At 64.3% G+C, this 20,027-nt stretch carries 21 protein-coding genes; 11 read left to right on the forward strand and 10 right to left on the reverse strand.

Annotation, left to right across the window (positions count from 1 at the left end):
• Positions 1 to 96 precede the first annotated feature (96 nt).
• Both LRP30_RS25630 and LRP30_RS25635 read right to left on the reverse strand, forming a co-directional pair.
• Complete coding sequence (locus tag LRP30_RS25630; RefSeq protein ID WP_249756643.1) at positions 97 to 1,644, reverse strand: FAD-dependent oxidoreductase; 1,548 nt, start codon at positions 1,642 to 1,644, stop codon at positions 97 to 99.
• A 413-nt stretch (positions 1,645 to 2,057) separates the two neighbouring features.
• Positions 2,058 to 2,765 carry a GntR family transcriptional regulator gene (locus LRP30_RS25635; RefSeq protein WP_249756644.1) on the reverse strand — a complete coding sequence of 236 codons (708 nt, stop codon included), beginning with the start codon at positions 2,763 to 2,765 and terminating at the stop codon, positions 2,058 to 2,060.
• Between the two features lie 257 nt (positions 2,766 to 3,022).
• Between LRP30_RS25635 and LRP30_RS25640 the strand changes: the two genes are divergently transcribed.
• The 6 genes from LRP30_RS25640 (at position 3,023) to LRP30_RS25665 (ending at position 8,606) form a co-directional block, all read left to right on the forward strand.
• The gene (locus LRP30_RS25640) at positions 3,023 to 4,009 is read left to right on the forward strand and encodes an ABC transporter ATP-binding protein (RefSeq protein ID WP_249756645.1); all 987 of its coding nucleotides are present in this window, start codon (positions 3,023 to 3,025) and stop codon (positions 4,007 to 4,009) included.
• 42 nt (positions 4,010 to 4,051) lie between these two features.
• Positions 4,052 to 5,341 (forward strand): PotD/PotF family extracellular solute-binding protein, encoded by a 1,290-nt coding sequence (locus tag LRP30_RS25645; protein ID WP_164939483.1) that lies wholly within the window; start codon positions 4,052 to 4,054, stop codon positions 5,339 to 5,341.
• Positions 5,341 to 6,300: an ABC transporter permease gene (locus LRP30_RS25650; protein ID WP_128933006.1), complete on the forward strand. Its 960-nt coding sequence runs from the start codon at positions 5,341 to 5,343 to the stop codon at positions 6,298 to 6,300. The genes LRP30_RS25645 and LRP30_RS25650 overlap by 1 nt, the downstream gene beginning before the upstream one ends.
• A gap of 3 nt (positions 6,301 to 6,303) precedes the next feature.
• Positions 6,304 to 7,182: an ABC transporter permease gene (locus LRP30_RS25655; RefSeq protein ID WP_128933005.1), complete on the forward strand. Its 879-nt coding sequence runs from the start codon at positions 6,304 to 6,306 to the stop codon at positions 7,180 to 7,182.
• 20 nt (positions 7,183 to 7,202) lie between these two features.
• Positions 7,203 to 7,934 carry an aspartate/glutamate racemase family protein gene (locus LRP30_RS25660; RefSeq protein ID WP_249761831.1) on the forward strand — a complete coding sequence of 244 codons (732 nt, stop codon included), beginning with the start codon at positions 7,203 to 7,205 and terminating at the stop codon, positions 7,932 to 7,934.
• A gap of 177 nt (positions 7,935 to 8,111) precedes the next feature.
• On the forward strand, positions 8,112 to 8,606 hold the full coding sequence (locus LRP30_RS25665; protein ID WP_128940470.1) for a hypothetical protein: 495 nt from the start codon (positions 8,112 to 8,114) through the stop codon (positions 8,604 to 8,606).
• Between the two features lie 195 nt (positions 8,607 to 8,801).
• On the opposite strand, the gene LRP30_RS25670 is transcribed toward LRP30_RS25665, so the two are convergent.
• Together LRP30_RS25670 and LRP30_RS25675 are read right to left on the reverse strand one after the other, a co-directional pair.
• Complete coding sequence (locus LRP30_RS25670) at positions 8,802 to 9,152, reverse strand: hypothetical protein (RefSeq protein ID WP_249756646.1); 351 nt, start codon at positions 9,150 to 9,152, stop codon at positions 8,802 to 8,804.
• A gap of 103 nt (positions 9,153 to 9,255) precedes the next feature.
• Positions 9,256 to 9,585, reverse strand: coding sequence for a hypothetical protein (locus tag LRP30_RS25675; RefSeq protein ID WP_249756647.1), 330 nt, complete (start codon positions 9,583 to 9,585; stop codon positions 9,256 to 9,258).
• Positions 9,586 to 9,681: 96 nt separating this feature from the next.
• Between LRP30_RS25675 and LRP30_RS25680 the strand changes: the two genes are divergently transcribed.
• Positions 9,682 to 9,846 carry a hypothetical protein gene (locus LRP30_RS25680; protein WP_164934795.1) on the forward strand — a complete coding sequence of 55 codons (165 nt, stop codon included), beginning with the start codon at positions 9,682 to 9,684 and terminating at the stop codon, positions 9,844 to 9,846.
• Positions 9,847 to 9,876: 30 nt separating this feature from the next.
• Here the strand turns inward: LRP30_RS25680 and LRP30_RS25685 are convergent, their stop codons facing one another.
• The 3 genes from LRP30_RS25685 to LRP30_RS25695 all read right to left on the reverse strand — a co-directional run bounded on the left by LRP30_RS25685 (position 9,877) and on the right by LRP30_RS25695 (position 12,658).
• Complete coding sequence (locus LRP30_RS25685; RefSeq protein ID WP_249756648.1) at positions 9,877 to 11,571, reverse strand: PAS-domain containing protein; 1,695 nt, start codon at positions 11,569 to 11,571, stop codon at positions 9,877 to 9,879.
• Positions 11,572 to 11,701: 130 nt separating this feature from the next.
• Positions 11,702 to 12,232 (reverse strand): gamma carbonic anhydrase family protein, encoded by a 531-nt coding sequence (locus tag LRP30_RS25690; protein ID WP_128933001.1) that lies wholly within the window; start codon positions 12,230 to 12,232, stop codon positions 11,702 to 11,704.
• Between the two features lie 96 nt (positions 12,233 to 12,328).
• Entirely contained in the window at positions 12,329 to 12,658 is a 330-nt protein-coding gene (locus LRP30_RS25695; protein ID WP_091889455.1) for a hypothetical protein, read from the reverse strand.
• 221 nt (positions 12,659 to 12,879) lie between these two features.
• Here LRP30_RS25695 and LRP30_RS25700 point away from each other — a divergent pair, with 221 nt between their 5' ends.
• Positions 12,880 to 13,587, forward strand: coding sequence for a hypothetical protein (locus tag LRP30_RS25700; protein WP_249756649.1), 708 nt, complete (start codon positions 12,880 to 12,882; stop codon positions 13,585 to 13,587).
• 284 nt (positions 13,588 to 13,871) lie between these two features.
• Here LRP30_RS25700 and LRP30_RS25705 read toward each other — a convergent pair whose 3' ends face one another.
• Positions 13,872 to 14,771 (reverse strand): AraC family transcriptional regulator, encoded by a 900-nt coding sequence (locus tag LRP30_RS25705; RefSeq protein ID WP_249756650.1) that lies wholly within the window; start codon positions 14,769 to 14,771, stop codon positions 13,872 to 13,874.
• A 195-nt stretch (positions 14,772 to 14,966) separates the two neighbouring features.
• Between LRP30_RS25705 and LRP30_RS25710 the strand changes: the two genes are divergently transcribed.
• The 3 genes from LRP30_RS25710 to LRP30_RS25720 all read left to right on the forward strand — a co-directional run bounded on the left by LRP30_RS25710 (position 14,967) and on the right by LRP30_RS25720 (position 18,714).
• Positions 14,967 to 17,093, forward strand: a complete 2,127-nt coding sequence (locus LRP30_RS25710) for a molybdopterin oxidoreductase family protein (protein ID WP_249756651.1) — start codon at positions 14,967 to 14,969, stop codon at positions 17,091 to 17,093.
• A 95-nt stretch (positions 17,094 to 17,188) separates the two neighbouring features.
• Entirely contained in the window at positions 17,189 to 17,401 is a 213-nt protein-coding gene (locus LRP30_RS25715) for a ferredoxin family protein (protein ID WP_249756652.1), read from the forward strand.
• The gene (locus tag LRP30_RS25720) at positions 17,398 to 18,714 is read left to right on the forward strand and encodes an FAD-dependent oxidoreductase (protein WP_249756653.1); all 1,317 of its coding nucleotides are present in this window, start codon (positions 17,398 to 17,400) and stop codon (positions 18,712 to 18,714) included. Before LRP30_RS25715 ends, LRP30_RS25720 begins: the two co-directional genes overlap by 4 nt.
• Before the next feature lie 16 nt (positions 18,715 to 18,730).
• Here the strand turns inward: LRP30_RS25720 and LRP30_RS25725 are convergent, their stop codons facing one another.
• The gene (locus tag LRP30_RS25725; protein WP_007602550.1) at positions 18,731 to 18,949 is read right to left on the reverse strand and encodes a DUF3126 family protein; all 219 of its coding nucleotides are present in this window, start codon (positions 18,947 to 18,949) and stop codon (positions 18,731 to 18,733) included.
• Between the two features lie 130 nt (positions 18,950 to 19,079).
• Positions 19,080 to 19,904 carry a serine O-acetyltransferase gene (cysE, locus tag LRP30_RS25730; protein WP_091889465.1) on the reverse strand — a complete coding sequence of 275 codons (825 nt, stop codon included), beginning with the start codon at positions 19,902 to 19,904 and terminating at the stop codon, positions 19,080 to 19,082.
• Between the last annotated feature and the right edge of the window lie 123 nt (positions 19,905 to 20,027).

Here is a 20,027-nt window from a genome sequence, read left to right on the forward strand (position 1 = left end):
CATCATCGTCCACATGCGACGCACATCCGCGAACCACAGCTCAGCGGCGGCGGAGGTCCTTAAAGGCCTGCCCGCAGCTTTTCGAGGGATTGCCGCTCACTCCGCGGCTTCGAGATTGACCGGCTTCTCCGCGCTCGCAAGCGGCGACACCGCCGGGCCATTGAGTGCGGTGCCGTCGGGCGCGAATTGCGAGCCGTGACACGGGCAATCCCAGCACTGCTCCAGCGCATTCCAGTGCACGACGCAGCCGAGATGGGTGCAGCTTGCCGAGTGCAGATGCAGACGTCCGTTACGGTCCCGGCAAGCGGCAATCTTCTTCAGGCCGCTGCGGACCAGACGCCCCTCGCCCGGCCGCAGCCGTTCGACGCTCGCCATCTCGCTCGCCGCAAGATATTCCGCAAAATTCTTCAGCGGCGTGATGTTCTCGCTGATGAACTCGCCGATGTTCTTCTGAATCTTCCGTGACGGAGCGTAGACTTCTTCCCAAGGGCTCGCGCCCGTCGTGATCAGATCCGTCACCAACAGGCCGGCGACGAGCCCGTTCGTGATCCCCTGCCCGGAATCGCCGCTGACGATGAAGAGATGCTCCTCGCCGGGGCTGCGGCCAATGAAGCCGGTGAAATCGACCGGCTCCAGCACCTGGCCGGACCAGCGATGAGTGACCTCGCGCAAACCCGTCAAGCGATCGCGTGCCCAGCGCTCGAGCGCGTCAAGGCGTTGTGCGCCATCGTTCGCTTCGCCCGATTTATGGTCTTCGCCGCCGATGATCACGATATCCTCGTCGGCAGAGAACGGCTGGAGACGGACATAATGATAGGGATCGAGCGTATCCCAATAGAGCGCATCCTCCAGCGCGCCGGCCGCAATCTTCGCGGCGAGCGCATAGGTGCGATAAGGCGCCTGCTTAGTGTGGATCGCCACCTGCACATTGACGGGCGAGTTCGTCGCGACCACCACGTCGGCGGCGTGGACCTCGTGGCCTGAGGCGGTCGTCACGACCATGTCGCCATGCTGTTGATGGATGCTCTCAACACAGGTGTCGGCGTAGAGCCGCGCCCCCCGGCGCTCGAGTGCGCTCGCCAGACCCGCGAGGTATTTGGTCGGGTGCAGGCGCGCCTGCCGGGCAAAGCGCAGCGAACGCACCTGGCCCTCGGCATGGAACGGGGTTGGCTCGATCCGGTTTTCGACCGGAATTCCGAGCTTGCGACAGCAAACCAATTCCTCGTCAAGTTCGGATGCGGGCGTTTCGGGCGACAGCACCCAGTAACCATCGACGCGTTGAAAATCGCAATCGATATGCTCGGCAAGCTGGATGACCTCGGCGCGATCGATCGCGGCAGCGACGCTCTGATAGTAGTGCCGCGCACGCTCAGAGCCGCGCACCCTCACCAACTCGTCGTAGCCGTCGTCGAGCGCCGTCGCCAGATGAGCGGTGGTGCGCGCCGTCATCCCACTGCCGATGCCGCCGCGGTCCAGCACCACGACCGAGCGTCCGTGGCTGGCAAGCTCATAGGCGACCGACATCCCGGCAATTCCAGAACCGACAACGACGACGTCCGTACCCACCGTACCGGATAGCGCCGGCGCGTCGGCAACCGAAACATCCATCCAGAGCGATCGGGTGTGCTCGTCCCGTACATTCATGACAGTACTCCTCGCAAGAAAAAACGAGGCGGCAGGAACAGGGTTCCTCCCCGGCGGCCGGCGAGCGGAAATCGCATTGAGACACCGCGTTCATTAGGAACCTTCATCGCGCTCGCGCTTGAAACGACATGAAAAATCCATCACCCGGAATGCGCAGGGCGTTACGTCAGGCTCAATTGTACGGACATCTGCTCGTCCGGAATGACAGGCTGTATTACCCAGGAGGCAATCATCCGATCTGCTCGATACAGCTTGCACGAGAGATGGTCAGGTCAGGATGGATGACCAAGCACGACGGCGAATACGAGATCACGCCTGACGGGCAGCTTGCCGCCGAGAGCGAGCTCAGCCGCTGATGCGGTCGCGCAGGTCCGGCCGCAACTTCTCCTACAGGCCTTTGCGATCCGTGCCGGTCAGGCGCCGAGCACGTCGACCAGCCGAAGCTCGTCGGCGGCGGGATCCTTCAAGAACAGCTCGGCCTCGATCTCGGTCAGATGCGACAGCATCTGCGCACGTGCCACCTCTCTGTCACGCTTGCGGATGGCGGCGACGATGCCTGCGTGGTGATCGGTGCCGCAGGCCGGCGTGTCATGGCGGCGGTAGAGCAGGATGATGAGCGAGGAGCGCGCGATCAGCTCCTTGAGGAAGCCGAGATAGATGCTATGGCCGCTCATCTCGGCGACGAGGCGGTGAAACTCGCCGGAGAGGCGGACCGAGGCGCGCGCATCGCCACGCAGCTCGGCCTCGCGCTCTTCAGCGAGATGGCGCTGGAGGCGATCGAGCCAGGCCGGCGATGCCGCATCGATGGCGTGATCGACGATGGTGGGCTCGATCAGGCGGCGCGCCTCGAACACTTCGCGGGCATCGGCGGGTGTCGGGCGCGCGACGAAGGCGCCGCGGTTCTTCTCGATATTGACGATGCCCTCATGCGCGAGCTGCTGGAGCGCGGTGCGGACCAGCGTTCGGCTGGCGCTGTAGATGTCGCCGATCTCGTCCTCGCCGAGCTTCGTGCCGGGCAACAGGCGGTGCTCGAGGATCGCCGCGGTCACGCCCTCCCGGATACGGCTGACGCGATCGCTAGCGTCCGGCGCGTCGGATTTCGGGCGGGTCTTGGCGGCCATGGTTGTAAGGCTCGATCGACAACGTTCCGCTGCGAATGTTAGTCGACGAGCTGTATCCAATCACAGGCGAAAGTTTATACAATCTTCGCCCGTTTTGTGTGCAGATGACTGCGCATGCGGCAGGCAGCCTGGCTGCGCCAGATTTGATCTAACGATCTGACTCCGCTGCACAGTTTCGAAAAATTGACCGGCCGAGAGCCGTTGGCACGGACCTTGCGGAGAGAGGCGGGAAGCATCGCCCTCCTGTCGGACACGCCATGGCCACTCCCGCCGCTCTCGAACTGGTTGCCGTCACCAAGCGCTACGACACGACGCTGGCGGTCGACAATGTCAACCTGAAGATCCCGGCCGGCACCTATTGCTGCCTGCTCGGCCCCTCCGGCTGCGGCAAGACTTCGACATTGCGCATGATCGCGGGTCATGAGGCGGTCAGCGAGGGCGATATCATCCTCGGCGCGCAGAACGTCACCGACCTCGAGCCCGCCAAGCGCGGTACGGCGATGATGTTTCAGTCCTATGCGCTGTTTCCGCATCTCAGCGTCATCGACAACGTCGCTTTCGCACTGAAGATGCGCGGCATCGACAAGCCGACACGCCACAAGCGCGCCGGCGAATTGCTCGAACTGGTGGCGATGAACCCCTATGCGGGGCGCCTGCCCGCGCAACTCTCCGGCGGCCAGCAGCAGCGCGTCGCGCTTGCCCGCGCGCTGATCACCGAGCCGCAGATCCTGCTGCTCGACGAACCGCTCTCCGCGCTCGATCCCTTCCTGCGGGTGAAGATGCGGGGCGAACTGAAGCGGCTGCAGCGCGAGCTCGGCATCAGCTTCATCCAGGTCACCCATGGCCAAGAAGAGGCAATGGCGCTCGCCGACCATATCGTGGTGATGAACCACGGCCGGATCGAGCAGCAGGGCACGGCGCGCGACATCTTCCACCATCCCCGCACCGAATTCGTGGCGCGCTTCATCGGCGGCCACAACGTGCTCAGCGACGCCGGCAAGCTCATCGCCGTGCGCGCCGATCAACTCGGCATCGTCCCGTTCACCGACGGCGCCTTCGGCGCGCCAGCGCTGCTGACCCAGACCGAGTACCAGGGCTCCTACGTCGCCGTCTCGCTCACGCTCGACGACGGCACCGCCCTGTTCTCCCACGTTCCCGAAGCCAGCTTCGACGTCCACCCGTTCCGTCCGGGCGATCGCGTGCTGGCCACCTGGGATCCCGCCAAGGCGCAACGCCTGCAATAGCGCCGATCGATCACTGGAATGCGCAACAGAGGAGTGACTGATATGACCGAGACCACCAGGACGAAGGGCGTCAGCCGCCGCACGCTGCTCAAGGGCACCGCGGGTCTCGCCGGCCTTGCCGCCGGCTCCGGCGCCATTACTGGCTTCCCCTATGTGAAGTCGGCCGACGCGAAGGTGCTGCGCTATCTCGGCACCGCCGTGAACGAGGGCGATGACATCTCCAAACAGTGCCTGAAGGATACCGGCATCAAGATCGAATACATCACCGCGACCACCGACGACGTCACCAAGCGCGTGATGACCCAGCCGAACTCCTTCGACGTGCTGGACACCGAATATTTCTCGCTGAAGAAGATCGTGCCGTCGGGCAACATCCTTGCCCTCGACGCCAAGAAGATCAAGGAATTCGACAACATCACGCCCGTCTTCACCAAGGGCGAGACGCCCGGCGGCAAGAAGATCGGAGGCCAGGGCACCGCGCCCTGGAAGGTGCTCTATCTCGAAGGCAAGGACTCCAAGAAGTTTGCGACGTCGGCGACCGAATTCGTGACGCTGATCCCGACCGTCTACAACGCCGACACGCTCGGCATCCGTCCCGACCTGATCAAGCGGCCGATCAGCTCGTGGTCCGAGCTGCTCAATCCCGAATTCAAGGGCAAGGCTTCGATCCTCAACATCCCCTCGATCGGCATCATGGATGCCGCGATGGTCGTGGAGGCCTCCGGCAAGTACAAATATGCCGACAAGGGCAACATGACCAAGGAAGAGATCGACCTCACCATGAAGGTGATGACCGAAGCCAAGAAGGCCGGCCAATTCCGCGCCTTCTGGAAAGACTTCAACGAGAGCGTCAACCTGATGGCTTCAGGGGAAACCGTGATCCAGTCGATGTGGTCGCCGGCGGTGACCAAGGTGCGCTCGATGGGGATTGCCTGCACTTTCCAGCCGCTCAAGGAAGGCTACCGCTCCTGGGCCTCGGGCTTCTGCGTCTCCAAGGGCGTCTCGGGTCCCAAGCTCGACTGGGCCTATGAGTTCGTGAACTGGTTCCTGTCCGGCTATGCCGGCGCCTATCTCAACCGCCAGGGCTACTACTCGGCCGTGCTCTCCACCGCGAAGGCCCACATGGAGCCCTACGAGTGGGCGTACTGGATGGAGGGCAAGCCGGCCGAGAAGGACATCAAGGCGCCCGACGGCTCGCTGCTCGAGAAGGCCGGCGCCGTGCGCGACGGCGGCTCCTATGAGGACCGCATGGGCGGCGTCGCCTGCTGGAACGCCGTGATGGACGAGAACGACTACATGGTCCGCAAGTGGAATGAGTTCATCGCGGCGTAATGGATATGTCGGAAGAAGTCCTGCAACAGGCATCCCCGGGCTTGATCCCGGGGTCGGGCACAGCGCGCGCCGCGAAAGCGACGCGCCTGTCGCCGTCCTTCATCTCCTGGCTGCAGGCCGGACCGATGATGCTGGTGTTTCTCGCCTTCTTCCTGATTCCGCTGGTGTTCGTCGTCATCGTCTCGTTCTGGGATTACAACGAATACCAGCTGCTGCCGGCCTTCTCCGGCCGCGGCTATACCGATACGTTCGAAGGCTGCGTCGCGCAGCTCCCCGATCTCTGCACCATCGGCAAGACCTATGTGAAGACGCTGAAGCTCTGCTTCATGGTCTGGGCCATCACGCTCTTCATCGGTTTCTGGGTCGCCTACTTCCTCGCCTTCCACGTCAAGTCCAAGACCTGGCAGATGGGATTGTCGCTGCTGTGCACCATCCCGTTCTGGACCTCCAACGTGATCCGCATGATCGCCTGGATTCCACTGCTGGGACGCAACGGCCTGGTGAACTCAGGCTTGATCAAGACGGGCCTGATCAACCATCCCTTGGAATGGCTGCTGTTCTCCGAATTCTCCGTGGTGCTGGCGCTGGTCCACCTCTTCACCTTTTTCATGGTGGTGCCGATCTTCAATTCGATGGTGCGCATCGACAAGTCGCTGATCGAGGCCGCCTATGACGCCGGCGCGAGCGGCTTCCAGACACTCGTCAACGTGATCATCCCGCTGGCAAAACCCGGCATCGTGATCGGCTCGATCTTCGTCATCACCATCGTGATGGGCGACTTCATCACCATTGGCGTGATGGGCGGCCAGCAGATCGCCGCCGCCGGCAAGATCATCGAGACGCGGGTGAATGCGCTGCAATTTCCCGCCGCCGCGGCCAACGCCGTGATCCTGCTCGCGATCACCTTCCTGATCATCACCATGATGTCGCGCATCGTCGACATCAAGAAGGAGCTCTAGAGCATGAAGGAAGGACGTCCGCGCTCTTTCTACGTGCTCGCGATCTTCTTCGCGGCCTACGTGCTGTTTCTCTATGGGCCGATGATCGCGATCTACGTGCTGTCGTTCCAGGGTCCGCAAGGCGGCCTCACCTTCCCGATGAACGGTGTATCGACGTTCTGGATCGCAAAACTGTTCCAGGGCACCGGCATCGTCGATCTCGGCGCAGCCTTCCGCCGCTCGCTGCTGCTTGGGGTGATCGTGATGATCGCCACCGTCGTCCTGTCCGTCGCCGCCGGCATGGCTTTCCGCAGAAAATTCAAGGCACAGAGCATCCTGTTCTATTCGGCGATTGCGAGCCTCATCGTGCCCTCGATCATCACCTCGCTCGGCATCTCGCTCGAATTCCGCATCATCGACGATCTGGTCAAGGCGCACTGGAACGAGAATTTCGAGACCTCGATGGGTCTGCTCACCTCCGGGCTGGGCGCGCACCTGACCTGGACGCTGCCGTTCGGCCTGCTCATCATGTTTGCGATCTTCAACCGATTCGACCCCAGGCTCGAGGAAGCAGCGCGCGATCTCGGGGCGACGCCGTGGCAGACCTTCCGTCACGTCGTGCTGCCGATCATCCTGCCCTCGGTGATCGGCATCGGCCTGTTCGGCTTCACGCTGTCCTGGGACGAGCTCGCGCGCTCCAGCCAGGCGATCGGCGCGGTCAATACATTGCCGCTGGATCTGCAGGGCCTCACCACCACGGTGACCAACCCCGACATCTACGCGCTCGGCACCGTGATCTCGGCAGTGTCGTTCGCGGTGATCACGCTTGCGCTCGGCACCATCCACATGCTCAACAAGCGGCAGGCGGCCAAGGGCTCGGACGCCGGCAAGGGACTCGTCTGAGAAGGGACTTGTCTGATCCGATGCGCCTTCACGTCGTCAATCCCAATACCACTGTGACGATGACGGCGAAGATCGCCGCTGCGGCGCGCAGCATCGCCCTGCCCGGCACCGTGATCGATGCGCGCCAGCCGGCGATGGGCCCGGTCTCGATCGAGGGTTTTTACGACGAGGCCTTCGCCGTGCCCGGCATGCTCGGCTGCATCCGCGAGGCTGATCGCGACGGCGCGGATGCGCACATCATCGCCTGCTTCGACGACACCGGCCTCGACGCAGCGCGTGCCGCCGCCAAGGCACCGGTGGTCGGCATCGGCGAAGCCGGCTTCCACATGGCGAGCCTGATCGCGGCGCGTTTTGCCGTGGTGACGACCCTCGGTGTCTCCATCGTGCCGATCGAACACAACTTGCGGAAATACGGCCTCGCCGAGCGCTGCGCCGGCGTCCGCGCCGCCGAGGTCCCCGTGCTCGCACTGGAGGAGCGCAACGCCGATGCCATCGGCAAGATCTCCGCCGAGATCTCGGCCGCGATCCGCGACGACCGCGCGGAGGCGATCGTGCTCGGCTGCGCCGGCATGGCCGATCTCGCCAGCGAGCTCGCCGCCACGCACGGCCTGCCCGTCGTCGACGGCGTCGCCGCCGCCGTGACGCTGGCGGAAGCGGTGGTGCGGCTGGGACTGACGACGTCCCGGCTCGGCCCCTATGCGAGGCCTCGGTCGAAGACCTATTCCGGGACGTTTTCGCCGTTTCAGCCCTGATCCGTGCCCCTTAAGAGATCTTCGGAGGCCCTAAGGTCCCCTGATTGCTGGTTTTTTTGTCCTTAGCCTCTTTTTGGTCCCATTCCTTGCCGAAACGTAAGGCTTTCGGGACGCCCCGGCGACCTCAGGTTGCCGGCCTTCGCCACGCACCAAGTTTCAATTTGGGCTTTGTTCGCGATGATCGATCTCGCACAGGACACACCGTCCACCCCCCTGCTTCGCCTCGGCGGCCAACCGATCGCGCTGACCGCCGCCGCCCTTCTCCTGCTCATCGCCGGCGTGACCTCGATTGCGGTCTGGCGCGCCTATACCGGCGCGGCACCGGAGACCGATCGGGTGGTGGCATCGCGGCTGCTCCAGGCCCGCACGGCACAGGTGTCCGAGCAGCTGGTCGAGAAGACCAAGGGGCTGGAGGCGACTCAGCAGGAATCGATCGACCAGCTCCAGGTCGTGCAGGATCAGCTCCAGACCATGAAGCGGCTGATGGCGGGGCAGCAGGCCGACACCAAGCGCCTGTCCGAGCAGGTCGCGACGCTGAACGAATCCATCGATAGCTTGCGGCAGTCCTTTGCCAGCGCCCGGGCCACCGAGGCTGAAACACCCTCGGTTACCCGCAGGAAACCGGCGCGGCAACGCGTCCACGCCAGCGCGCGCAAGCGTTCGCGCGGCTGAGCCGATCCCAGCGCGATTGGAACTTTATTTTCGCCACTTGTGAACTGGATCACATTCGCCTGTATGATTCCGCGCCATCCTCGCGGTTACCGGATGGCGTAAGCCGATTTCAATGTCCGGGGCTGGCAAGGTCGTTGACGGTATACTGCGTCAACGGCCTTGTTCTTTGATGGGCCCAGCTATTCGCCAAGGATGCTATTCGCAGACATCCACGCGGCGGTATCGCCATCCAGCTGGCGTCATGACCCGCTTCCGAACGACGTAGCAGCCGCCATAACCGTCGTCGTAGCCGGCACCATAATAATAGGGGCTGCCGTAATAGGGATAGCCATAACCATAATAAGTGCCGTAGTAGCCGGCGCCGGCAAGGCCCGCCCCGATCGCAACGCCCGGCCAGAAGCCGCCGCCATGCCAATGGCCGTGCCCGCCATGGCCCCAGCCGCCGCCCCAGCCACCATGGCCGAAACCGCGCGCCTGGGCCACTTGCGGCGCCGACAGCCCGACCGCCGCGACGGCCAGCGTCGTCATGATCATCTTGCGTAACATCACTCGATCCTCCGCGTGGACACGCTCCACGCTTCAAAGCAGGATCAAGCTAATGTCACTTGGGCATTCCTGACAGCCACACTGTCTCAATTCCGCGCGAGCGTCAGCAGCCGCGGCAGATGCTCTTCATCTTCTTGTCGAGCAGCCGGTTCTCGGCATTGACGGTGGCGTCCGCGGCGCCCGAGCCGGTGCCGATGGTGGCACCGGAGCCCGGACCGGATGATTGAGCCGTCCCCAGGCTGTTGGTCCCGGGCGGCGGAGCTGGCGAGTTGGTGACGCCCCCCGTCGGTCCCGCAGAGCTTCCGGTCGAACCCGCAGAGCCTCCGGTTGATCCGGGAGAGCCGCCGGTCGCCTGCGCGAACGAGGTGGCCGGCATCGCCGTGAGCGCGAGGATCACCATCATGGTCTTGATTGCGGACGATCTGGCAGACATCGGAAATTCTCCCTTTGCCGGTCAACCACTGCGGCGAGCACCTGTTCCGGAACAAATGCCGTCACGTCAGCTTGAAGGCGAGGAGGCCAAATCACGATGACCGATCGCGATCCTTTTGCTGAAGGCGAGCGCGCCGCGCGCGAAAGCATCCCCGCCGAGGCCAATCCTTACCTGGACGGTAGCGACGAGCACGCACTATGGGCCGCCGGCCACGAGAAGGTTGCGGGCGCGACCGAAGCGCGCGAATCCGAGGGACGCTGACGCCCCCCTCCGGATGGCGCGAGCCGGTCACTATGCGGCCGCCACCATCTTCTCGGTCCGGTCCTCGACCATGGTCACGAACATGTGGGACTCTTCGTCGGCGCCGCCGATCTGAACGCGGCGGGCGGAGATCACACGGCGCCCGCGCGCGGGATTGTCGATGGTATCGACGATCGGCTCGAGCTGCTGCTTCTGCGCCAGCAGCTGCTGGTCGCGCCGCTCGATCAGTTCGGCCGCCTCCACGGAGAACAATTCCCGCGCCGTCTTGCCGATGATCTCGCCACGCGACATGCCGATCATCTTCTCGGCGGCCTTGTTGACGAAGACGTAGCGCAGATTGCGCGCGTCCTTGGCGATGATGCCCTCGGCCACGTTCTCGATGATGGTCGCGAGGAAGCGCTCCATCCGCTCCAGGATACGCTGGCGCTGGCGCTGCTCGGTGACGTCCTCCTGCACCGACACCCAACCGCCGCCGTCCATCGGCCGCTCGTAGATCTTGATGATGCGGCCGTCGTTGAGGGAGATCTCATAGGCCGTCGGCTCCCGCCTGGCGATCCGGTCGCGCACCGCCCCGACATATTTCGTGACGTCGCCGCTGAACAGTCCGCTCTTGACTCGGTGCTGGAGGATTTCCTCGAGCGTCGATCCGGGCTGGATCGTCTCAGGCAGATTGTAGATCCGCCGGTAGTTGGCGTTCATCGCCACCACGTTGGCCTTGCCGTCCAGCATGATCAGGCCCTGCGGCATGCTGTTGATCGCGGCGGAGAGCTGCCACTTCTTGGCCTGGTACTTGTCGTTGAACTTGTCGCGCTCGGTCATGGCCGCATCGCGCGCCTGGGCGGTGCCGAGCTCGAGCTCCTCGAGCTCGAAGATGCGCGCCACCGCGTCGCGGAAATTCTGCACCGCGCGCGCAAGATGCCCGATCTCGTCGTGACGGCGCAGATGCGGCACTTCGCTCTTGACGTCGCCCTGCGCGATCCGGTCAGTCGCCTGCGTGATCTCGGCCAGCGCGCCGACCACTGATCGCCGCATGACGATGACGTTCAGTCCCGCAAGGATGAGCGCCGCCAGCCCGAGCGCGAACAGATAGGCGGCAGCATAGCGGTTCTCGTTGGCGAGCTCGTCCGCCTCGCGAGCGCGCTGATGGTAGATGCGCTCGAGCGCCTCGATATCGCTGTTGAGCTTACTGCGCACTGTCCGGTTGGCGTCGTTGTCGCCCCATTCGCGCGCCGCGGCCGAGCTGATCTCCACTCCGCGCCGCACCAGCTCCTGACGGAAGTCGATGAACTGCGTGATCCGCTGCCGGAAACTCGCGAACAGTTCGGCATCGTCGTCGCCGACGTCCTTCTCCATGCCCTTCACGGCCTCGGCCAGCTCACGGTTGCGACGCAAGAGGCCGTCCGCGAACTGCTTCATCTTGCCGTGATCGGCCGTCATGTAGATGCCGCGCGACTCCATGACGATCGCATAGATCAGCGCATTGATGCGACCGACGTTGATCGCCGCCGCAGCCGAGGACGCATGCATCTGACGATAGGTCGTCTGCAAGCGCACCGACTGGATCGACATCACGAGCAGGAAGGTGGTGACGATCGCCAGGAAGCCGGCGACGCTGTAAACCTTCTCCGCGACCGTCAGCGTGTCGGCGCCGCGAACAAAACGAACGACTTTCTTCAGAAATTTGGTTCCGGCTCCGAAGCCGGATCCCAGCGCCGTCGCGTCCATGGCGCCGCTCCTCCTGGTTGAAAACGCTCAACGATAAGCGTGATCGCGCTAGCGGAGGATTAAAGGGCCCGCCTGTATTTTTACGGTACGGAACCATTGCCGTGGGGGCTAGGCACAGCCGGCGGGCATCTCAGCCGATCCGCTTCAAGCCCTTGTTGAACCGCGGACCGTTGGCCACGTAGAACCTCGCCGCACTCCCCATCTTCTGGACCTGGGCGTCATCGAGCGTGCGGATCACGCGCGCCGGCGAGCCGATGATCAGCGAGCGCTCGGGGAACTCCTTGCCCTCGGTGATGACGGAGCCGGCGCCGACGATGCTGTTGCGGCCGATCTTCGCGCCGTTCATCACGATCGCGCCCATGCCGACGAGCGCGCCCTCCTCGATGGTGCAGCCGTGCAAGATGACGTTGTGGCCGACCGTGCAGTTCCTGCCGATGACAAGCGGAAAGCCGAGATCGGTGTGGCAGGTCGAGCCGTCCTGCACGTTGGCGCCCTCGCCGATCTCGATCCACTCATTGTCGCCGCGCAGCACCGCGCCGAACCAGACGCTCGCGCCCGGCTTCAGGCGCACCCGGCCGATCACGGTGGCGGTCTCCGCGATGAAATAATTGCCGTCGGCGGGAAGGTCGGGCGCCTGCCCGTCGAGCTCGTAGATCGCCATGGAGGTCTCCTGTCAGGACGATCCTGGCATAGCGAAACGGCGGCCTGGACGCAAAGGGCCGCCCGGCCGGGCAGCCTGGGAACGACGCCGGAGGCGTCAGCCCAGCACGCCGGCCGCGCGCAGCGTCATCAGGAAGAAGGTGCCGCTCATCATGCTCCAGAAGCCGGCGATGAGGGTCGCCATCATCACGAACTCGGCGCGGCGGCTTTCCACGCGCATGCCGCGCAGCGTGTTGCGCATGATGATGAAGGGCGCCGCGAAGACCAGGAACGGCACCGCTGCGAAGGTCTTCGGCGCGACGCCGTCCTGCAACAGGCCGAAGCCGGCGGGACGCTGCGCGACCGCCTGGTATCCGTTCACGAGCGCGCCCGCGAGCGCGAAACCGATGCAGATCGAGAAGAAGGTATTGAGAGCTTCAGGTGTCATCGGAACGGTCCGCCCTTACGCAACGCCAGCGTCTTCCTGTGACAAATAGTGCCGGTTAACGCTACATTATCCTTAAGAGAAGGTTAACGCTGCCGGCCATCCGGCGCAGAGGCCTACCTATTCCCCGCAGCCGGGGACGCTGCGCGAAATCGCCGCCACATGGCATATTCGCCGCTGATTCGTCGGCCCGCGGCCGACTTCGGCTTACCTTGCGTTAGCTCATGACGGTGTTTTCGGCAGCCTCCTCTCGCTCTCCCCGCACGCACACCCGCGCGCACGTCGTCCCGATCGTGCTCAGCGGCGCGGCTGCGGCATGCGCGGTGGCGCTCGTCGCCTATTTGCTGTGGCCGACCTGGGGCACGCGCGGTGCGAACGCCCCGGACAAGCTGCCGGTGAGCGTCGGCGGCACGCTGTTCAACCTGCCGACCTCGGCGATCCGCATGAAGATCCAGCGCCACACCGGGCCACAGGAGCGCATCGATCTCGACTTCCTCTATCCCTCGCTGGAGCCGCCCGGCGCACCGAAGCACGTCACCGCCGACACGGTGGAGGCGACGGTGCAATCGATCGATCGCATCTTCCTGTCGATCGCGGCCCATCACGATGCGCTCGCGCCCGACCAGCGCACGGCCACCATCTATCCGCGCTATCTCGACCAGGCCACGACGATGCCCGAAGAGGGCTTGACGATGCGGATGTTCCGCGCTGACACCCCTTACGGCAGCGAGGACCTCTATTCCGCCGCAAGCCCCGCGCTGAGCGCGCGCTGCACCCGCGATGCGGCGACGCCCGGCATGTGCCTCTCCGAGCGCCGCATCGGCGGCGCCGACCTCACCTTCCGCTTTCCCCGGAGCTGGCTGTCGCAGTGGCGTGACGTGGCGGAGGCAATGGAGAAGCTGACGGCGCAGCTGCGCGGGCCGCGGAGCTGACAGTCATCGCAGCTTGCGGGCTGGAGCCTCCCGACAAAAAATCTCGAAAACAACCCCATGCACAGTAGCCAAGCATCTGCCGCATGAGCATTTTCGTATTTTACGAAATCCACCTTGACCCGTCGGGCAAAACGGGGGCATGATGGCATCATGGCGGTGGCGGATTTGAATGACGCGCCAACCTCCCGGCGCCCAATTGCTTTGGCGCGAGCGGTTGGGGTTTGACGAGACCGGCCAGATCGCTCTGATCCGGTTGCCCCTGACGCCGTCCTCTGACGGAAGCCTCAGTCCCGGCCCTTCTGCGCCCGGTACAGGCTCGGCGTCGTCCCGACCGCCTTGCGGAAGGCGCGGTTGAAATTGGCCTGCGATGAAAATCCCGCGGCATAGGCGATGTCGATCAGCGGGCGATCGCTGGTGGACAGCAGCCGCTTGGCCAGATCGAGACGCTGACGGCTGACATATTCATGCGGCGCGCTACCTGTCGCCGCCTTGAAGCTGCGGGAGAAATGCGCCGGGCTCATACACGCCACCGACGCCAAATCCTTCACCGTGAACTCGCGCTCGACGGACGCCTCGATGAACTCCGTCACGCGCGACAGCCGTTTGGCGTCGAGTGGCCGCTGACCGGCGTTGATTTGCCGGAGCCTGACTGCAGTTGCCGAGTAGGTATGCACGAGATGGGCTGACAACGCGCGCCCGAGACTTTCGATCAGGAGCCGGCCGGTGGAGGTCTCCTGTTCGAGCTCCTTCAAGATCCGGTCAGCAACGTGCTCGATGAACATGTCCTGATCGATGGTCTCGTAGCGGATCGAGATACCCGAGGGATCGATGTCCAGATCCCGGAGCATGGTGTCGTCGAACGGCTTGCCGGGGAGAAAGAGATGCAGGCATTCCTGCATCTGGTTCTCGACACGGATGAAGTCTTCGCGGATGCCGGCCGGGCAGAGCCAGACGGTGCCCTTTCGGCCGAAGGTGCGCTGCCGCATGCCTGCGCCTTCGCGATCGACGACCGAGCTGCCTCGCAGCAGGATTGCAATCTCGGTGTCGCGCGGCAATTGCGGCGGAAGATCGCCTGGCTCATGGCTCCATCGCTCGGCCAAAAGGTGTCCCCACCGCCGGTCGTTGGACGTCTGAAGCATTCTGCCGGTAACATATTTATCGACAGAATTGCCGAGCATACCCATCGGAAATCTCCGCCAGATCACGCGATGTGTGGGTAGAAAGGTATTGCCGGGTCCAGCAATTAGCATGCCAGACATCCGGCCGGCCGTCCACGGGCCGAGAGCAGTCCGGGACAACAAGACCGCACATTTTGAAAAGCCAGGCCGCGCCCGCCGGCCGCATCCTTGACCGACTTGAATCGGGAAGCGGAGAGCCCCATGGCCCGGACCACGGTAATAGGCGCGTGCCCCCACGACTGCCCGGACACCTGCTCCATCCTGACCACGGTCGAGGATGGCAAGGCCATCGCCGTCCGGGGCAATCCCGATCACCCCTTCACGCGCGGACGGCTCTGCGTGAAGGTCAACAACTACGAGGAGCGCGTCTACAGTGACAAGCGCGTCCTGTATCCGCTCAAACGCGTCGGACCGAAGGGCACCAAGCAGTTCCAGCGGATCTCCTGGGAGGAAGCGCTCGCGACCATCGCCTCGCGCTGGACATCCGTCATTGCCGAGCACGGTGCGCAGGCGATCCTGCCCTACAGCTATCTGGGCACGCAGGGCATCATCAATGGGCTGAACGTCGGCGATCCGCTCTTCAACAAGCTCGGCGCGACGGTTCTGGAGCGCACCTTCTGCGATTCCGCCTCTTGCACGGCGTACATGATGACCATCGGGCACACGCCGGGCGTCGACCCCGAAAGCTTCGTGCACTCGAAATACATCATCCTGTGGGCCTGCAACACACTGAGCACGAACTCGCATCACTGGCCGTTCATCGAGCAGGCGAAGAAGGCCGGTGCCAAGCTCGTGGTCATCGATCCCGTCCGCACCCGCACCGCACGCCTCGCCGACTGGCATATTCCGATCCGTCCCGGCACCGATGCTGCGCTGGCGCTCGCGATGATCCACGTCATCATCAAGGAGAATCTGATCGATCGCGACTATGTCGACAAATACACCGTGGGCTACGACGAGCTGGCCGCGCGGGCGTCCAGCTACACACCCGAATTCGCCTCGCAGGAAACCGGCATTCCCGTCGACGACATCGTCAAGCTGGCACGGGAATATGCGACGACACCACCGGCCGTCGTGCGCATTGGCGTCGCCGTCGAACGGCATGCCGGCGGCGGTCAGACCGTGCGCGCGATCGCCTGTCTTCCGGGACTGATCGGCGCCTGGAAGCATGTCGGCGGCGGGCTGCTCCAGCTCCCGATCTGGGCGTTCCCGGTCAGATGGGACGTGCTGATGCGTCCCGATCTCCAGCCGGAGAAGATGCGCGTGCTCAATTCCTGGCGCCTTGGAGCTGCGCTGACGGGCGAACTTGGTTTCGATCCGCCGATCAAGGCGCTGTTCGTCTACAACGCCAATCCAATGGCGATGGTGACCGAACAGGGCAAGCTCGAAAAGGGATTAGAACGCGAGGATCTCTTCACCGTCGTCAGCGAGCACTTCCTGACCGACACCGCCAAATACGCCGACATCGTTCTGCCCGCGACCACGCAGCTCGAGCAGAAGGACATCATGTTCTCCTGGGGGCACCTCTATCTGTCCTACAACAACCAGGCGATCGCGCCGCTCGGCGAAGCCGTGTCCAACACCGAGCTGTTCCGCCGGCTCGCGCGCGCGATGGCCATCACCGACCCGGCCTTCTTCCGGAGCGACGACGAGATCATCGAAGCCTCACTCGACTGGAGCAGCCCGGTGCTCGCCGGGATCACGCTCGACGGCATCAAGGCCAAGGGCTATGCGCGCCTCAACATGCCCGCGCCGGCCGACTGGGCGCCGCACCGAGAGGGCAATTTTCCGACCGCATCGGGGAAGTGCGAGTTCAGCTCGACCATCGCCGGCGGCGGCAACTTCGTGGTGCCGCTGTTCCGCCAGGGCTACAATGGCGATCAGGACGCCGCGCCGGTCGATCCCCTGCCCCACTACATCCCGCCGAACGAGAACCCGCGCACCGCGCCCATGCTCGCGACGCGCTATCCGCTCAGCCTGATGTCGCCCAAGAGCCACGCCTTCCTGAATTCGAACTACGGCAACCTGCCGGCACAGACCGCGCAGGCGGGCGAGGAACAGGCGGTGCTCCTCAATCCGGACGATGCGGCACAGCGTGGCATCGTCGCGGGCGCGCCCATTCGCGTGTTCAACGACCGTGGCGCGTTCGAGGCCTTCGCGACCGTTTCGGCCGACGTCATGCCGGGTGTGGTGGTGGCGCCGTCCGGCTACTGGCAGCGGTCCAATCGCAAGGGCGCGACGGTTCACGTGCTGACGCCTCCCGCCTTCGCCGACCTCGGCCGTGCCCCGACATTCTCGGACATCCTCGTTCAGGTCAGCGGGGCCTGACGATGACATATGTGGTCACCGACAATTGCCGCGGCTGCCGATACACCGAATGCGTTACCGTCTGTCCCGTGGAGTGTTTCCACGTCGACGACACCATGACCTACATCGATCCGGAAAACTGCATCGATTGCGGTGGCTGCGCGCCGGCATGCCCGGTCGGCGCGATCGAGCCCGACTATCGCCTCTCCGCGGACAAGAAGTACTGGATCGACGTCAACCGCAAGCGCGCGACTGAAACTCCCGTCATCAGTGCGCGCCTGCCGGCTCTGCCGGGGGCCGATGAACGCAGGCAGGCGCTGGGCCGATGACGGGGTCTGCTGCAAACGAAGTTCGCATCGCCGTCGTCGGCAGCGGACCGAGTGGCTTCTACACCACCGAGGCCCTGTTGCGCTCGGGCGCGCCCGTGACTGTCGACATGTTCGAACGGCTCCCCGTGCCGTACGGCCTGGTACGGTTCGGCGTTGCCCCCGACCACCCGAAGCTCAAGCAGGTCACAACGGCCTTCGACCGGATCGCCGCCATGCCCGGGTTTCGCTTCATCGGCGGCGTCACGATCGGAGACGACCTCACGATCGACGAGCTGCGCGAGGCCTATGACGCCGTTGTGCTCGCGACAGGCGCGGAACTGAGCCGGGCGCTCGACATCCCCGGCGAAGCACTGCCGGGCAGCCACACGGCGGGCGATTTCGTCGCGTGGTACAACGGGCATCCGCAGTTTGCGGATCTGCGGTTCGATCTTCGGCATGAGACCGCGATCGTCATCGGCCATGGCAACGTCGCTCTCGATGTGGCGCGCATCCTCGCCAAGACCGCGGACGAGCTGCGCCGGACCGACATCGCGCGCCACGCGCTCGACGTCCTGGCAGAGAGCCGGATCCGCGAAATCCACGTCGTCGGCCGCGGCGGACCGGCGCAGGCCAGGTTCACCGCGAAGGAATTGCGTGACTTTCTCGAACTCGGCACATGCGACACATGCGTCGACCTGCGCAACGTCACCTCCGATGAATTCGAGCCGCGGCGTCCCGACGATCCGGAGCTGACCGAAAAATTGTCGTTGCTGCGCGCGTTCTCGCGGGCGGCCGTGGCGAAGCCGCGGCGCTGCGTTTTTCGCTTTGGTCTGTCTCCCGTCGCGCTCCGAGGACGGGGCCGCCTGGAGGCCATCGCGTTCAAGCAAGGATCGGGCGCTATCGAGGACATCGCATGCGGCCTCTCGCTCAGCAGCGTCGGCCGGAAGACCACGCCTGTGGCCGGGGTTCCCTATGACGCGCATCGCGGCGTGCATGCGAACGTCGACGGACGTGTCGCAGTCGATGGTTCGGTGATCGAGGGCCTCTATGTCTGCGGATGGAGCAAGCGCGGGCCGAACGGCACGATCGGCACCAATCGCGGCTGCGGGATTGCCACCTCAGAGGCCGTCCTGGCGGATATCGCCCATCGACGGCCGCGCCTGGATACGCCTGACGCACTGCTTGCGCGCCTGACCGGCCGCGTCGCACGCATCGTGAGCTATCCGGATTGGGGCACGATCGACGCGGCCGAGAAACGCCGGGGGGCCGCGCTCGGCAAGCCCCGGGAGAAGTTTGTCACGATCCCCGACATGCTCGCCGCGATGGATGCGTGACTCCGAGGCGCTACGCCTATTCCTGGTCGACGAGGTCGTCCTCGAGGATCGCCATCTGGAACTGGAACGAGCGGTCGTCGTCCTCGTCGTCGACGAAGAGCACGCCGATGAACTCTTCGCCGATATAGACCTCGGCGGAATCGTCCTTCTTCGGCCGCGGCACGACGCGAATCTTGGGATTGCCGAACACGCGCTTCAAATACGCGTCGAGCTTTCTCACTTCCTTGACGTCCACGGCAAGTCTCCAATCGAAATCTGGTTGGCGGGGTTTACGACGAGACGCGACGAACCGCCAGCATGAATTGCCAAAGAATTTTGGGACGGAAAGGGCCGGAAAATCCGGCCCCGTTCCGATCAAACGGAGATCAAAGCCCCATCGCGTTGATCATCTGATCCATGGTGCGCGATGGCTCGGCGCAGCCGGCTTCGCCGACGATCTTGGCGGGCACGCCCGCAACCGTGACGTTGTGCGGCACCGGCTTGACCACGACCGAGCCGGCGGCAATGCGCGCGCAATGGCCGATCTCGATGTTGCCGAGGATCTTTGCGCCGGCACCGATCAGCACGCCATGGCGGATCTTCGGATGACGGTCCTCGTTCTCCTTGCCGGTGCCGCCGAGCGTGACGCCGTGCAGGATCGAGACGTCGTCCTCGATCACCGCCGTCTCACCGCAGACGAAGCCGGTGGCATGGTCGAGGAAGATGCCGCGGCCAATGCGCGCGGCGGGGTTGATGTCGGTCTGGAACACCGCGGACGACCGGCTCTGGAGGTAATACGCGAAATCCTTGCGGCCCTTCAGATAGAGCCAGTGCGCCAGACGATGGGTCTGGATCGCATGAAAGCCCTTGAAGTAGAGCAAGGGATCGATGAAGCGCGAGGTCGCGGGATCGCGGTCGTAGACGGCGACGAGATCGGCGCGGAAGGCGTTGCCGAGATCGGGATCGTCGCGCAGCGCCTCGTCATAGGTCTGGCGTACGAGATCGCCCGACAGCGCGGAGTGATCGAGCCGGTCGGCGAGACGGTGAATCACGGAATTTTCGAGGCGGCTGTGATGCAGCACCGTCGAATAGATGAAGGTCGCAAGCTCGGGCTCGCGATGGACGATGTCCTCCGCCTCGCTCCGGATCCGGTCCCAGATCGGATCGAGCGATGCGAGCTTTCCTCCCGGATTGACCTGATGCACTGCCATGGGAATTGCTCTTTCGAATGGGCTGGTTTTGTTGGCTCTATAGCACAGTCTACGCGACAAAGTCCTGGCCGGCTTGCCTGAGAGTGAACAGTGCCTTGCCTTGCGAAAGCGCGCCAAGACATT

Source organism: Bradyrhizobium sp. C-145, assembly GCF_023375135.1.
Lineage (GTDB): Bacteria > Pseudomonadota > Alphaproteobacteria > Rhizobiales > Xanthobacteraceae > Bradyrhizobium > Bradyrhizobium zhanjiangense.

What these genes read in the sequence shown, in the direction of transcription:
- LRP30_RS25690 (WP_128933001.1), bottom strand. Translation starts at nt 12,232, where the DNA reads ATGGCGATCTACGAGCTCGACGGGCAGGCGCCCGACCTTCCCGCCGAC.
- LRP30_RS25670 (WP_249756646.1), bottom strand. Translation starts at nt 9,152, where the DNA reads ATGTTACGCAAGATGATCATGACGACGCTGGCCGTCGCGGCGGTCGGG.
- LRP30_RS25640 (WP_249756645.1), top strand. Translation starts at nt 3,023, where the DNA reads ATGGCCACTCCCGCCGCTCTCGAACTGGTTGCCGTCACCAAGCGCTAC.
- LRP30_RS25695 (WP_091889455.1), bottom strand. Translation starts at nt 12,658, where the DNA reads ATGACACCTGAAGCTCTCAATACCTTCTTCTCGATCTGCATCGGTTTC.
- LRP30_RS25720 (WP_249756653.1), top strand. Translation starts at nt 17,398, where the DNA reads ATGACGGGGTCTGCTGCAAACGAAGTTCGCATCGCCGTCGTCGGCAGC.
- LRP30_RS25650 (WP_128933006.1), top strand. Translation starts at nt 5,341, where the DNA reads ATGGATATGTCGGAAGAAGTCCTGCAACAGGCATCCCCGGGCTTGATC.
- LRP30_RS25645 (WP_164939483.1), top strand. Translation starts at nt 4,052, where the DNA reads ATGACCGAGACCACCAGGACGAAGGGCGTCAGCCGCCGCACGCTGCTC.
- LRP30_RS25675 (WP_249756647.1), bottom strand. Translation starts at nt 9,585, where the DNA reads ATGTCTGCCAGATCGTCCGCAATCAAGACCATGATGGTGATCCTCGCG.
- LRP30_RS25710 (WP_249756651.1), top strand. Translation starts at nt 14,967, where the DNA reads ATGGCCCGGACCACGGTAATAGGCGCGTGCCCCCACGACTGCCCGGAC.
- LRP30_RS25630 (WP_249756643.1), bottom strand. Translation starts at nt 1,644, where the DNA reads ATGAATGTACGGGACGAGCACACCCGATCGCTCTGGATGGATGTTTCG.
- LRP30_RS25715 (WP_249756652.1), top strand. Translation starts at nt 17,189, where the DNA reads ATGACCTACATCGATCCGGAAAACTGCATCGATTGCGGTGGCTGCGCG.
- LRP30_RS25665 (WP_128940470.1), top strand. Translation starts at nt 8,112, where the DNA reads ATGATCGATCTCGCACAGGACACACCGTCCACCCCCCTGCTTCGCCTC.
- LRP30_RS25705 (WP_249756650.1), bottom strand. Translation starts at nt 14,771, where the DNA reads ATGGGTATGCTCGGCAATTCTGTCGATAAATATGTTACCGGCAGAATG.
- LRP30_RS25635 (WP_249756644.1), bottom strand. Translation starts at nt 2,765, where the DNA reads ATGGCCGCCAAGACCCGCCCGAAATCCGACGCGCCGGACGCTAGCGAT.
- LRP30_RS25700 (WP_249756649.1), top strand. Translation starts at nt 12,880, where the DNA reads ATGACGGTGTTTTCGGCAGCCTCCTCTCGCTCTCCCCGCACGCACACC.
- LRP30_RS25680 (WP_164934795.1), top strand. Translation starts at nt 9,682, where the DNA reads ATGACCGATCGCGATCCTTTTGCTGAAGGCGAGCGCGCCGCGCGCGAA.
- LRP30_RS25655 (WP_128933005.1), top strand. Translation starts at nt 6,304, where the DNA reads ATGAAGGAAGGACGTCCGCGCTCTTTCTACGTGCTCGCGATCTTCTTC.
- cysE (WP_091889465.1), bottom strand. Translation starts at nt 19,904, where the DNA reads ATGGCAGTGCATCAGGTCAATCCGGGAGGAAAGCTCGCATCGCTCGAT.
- LRP30_RS25685 (WP_249756648.1), bottom strand. Translation starts at nt 11,571, where the DNA reads ATGGACGCGACGGCGCTGGGATCCGGCTTCGGAGCCGGAACCAAATTT.
- LRP30_RS25660 (WP_249761831.1), top strand. Translation starts at nt 7,203, where the DNA reads ATGCGCCTTCACGTCGTCAATCCCAATACCACTGTGACGATGACGGCG.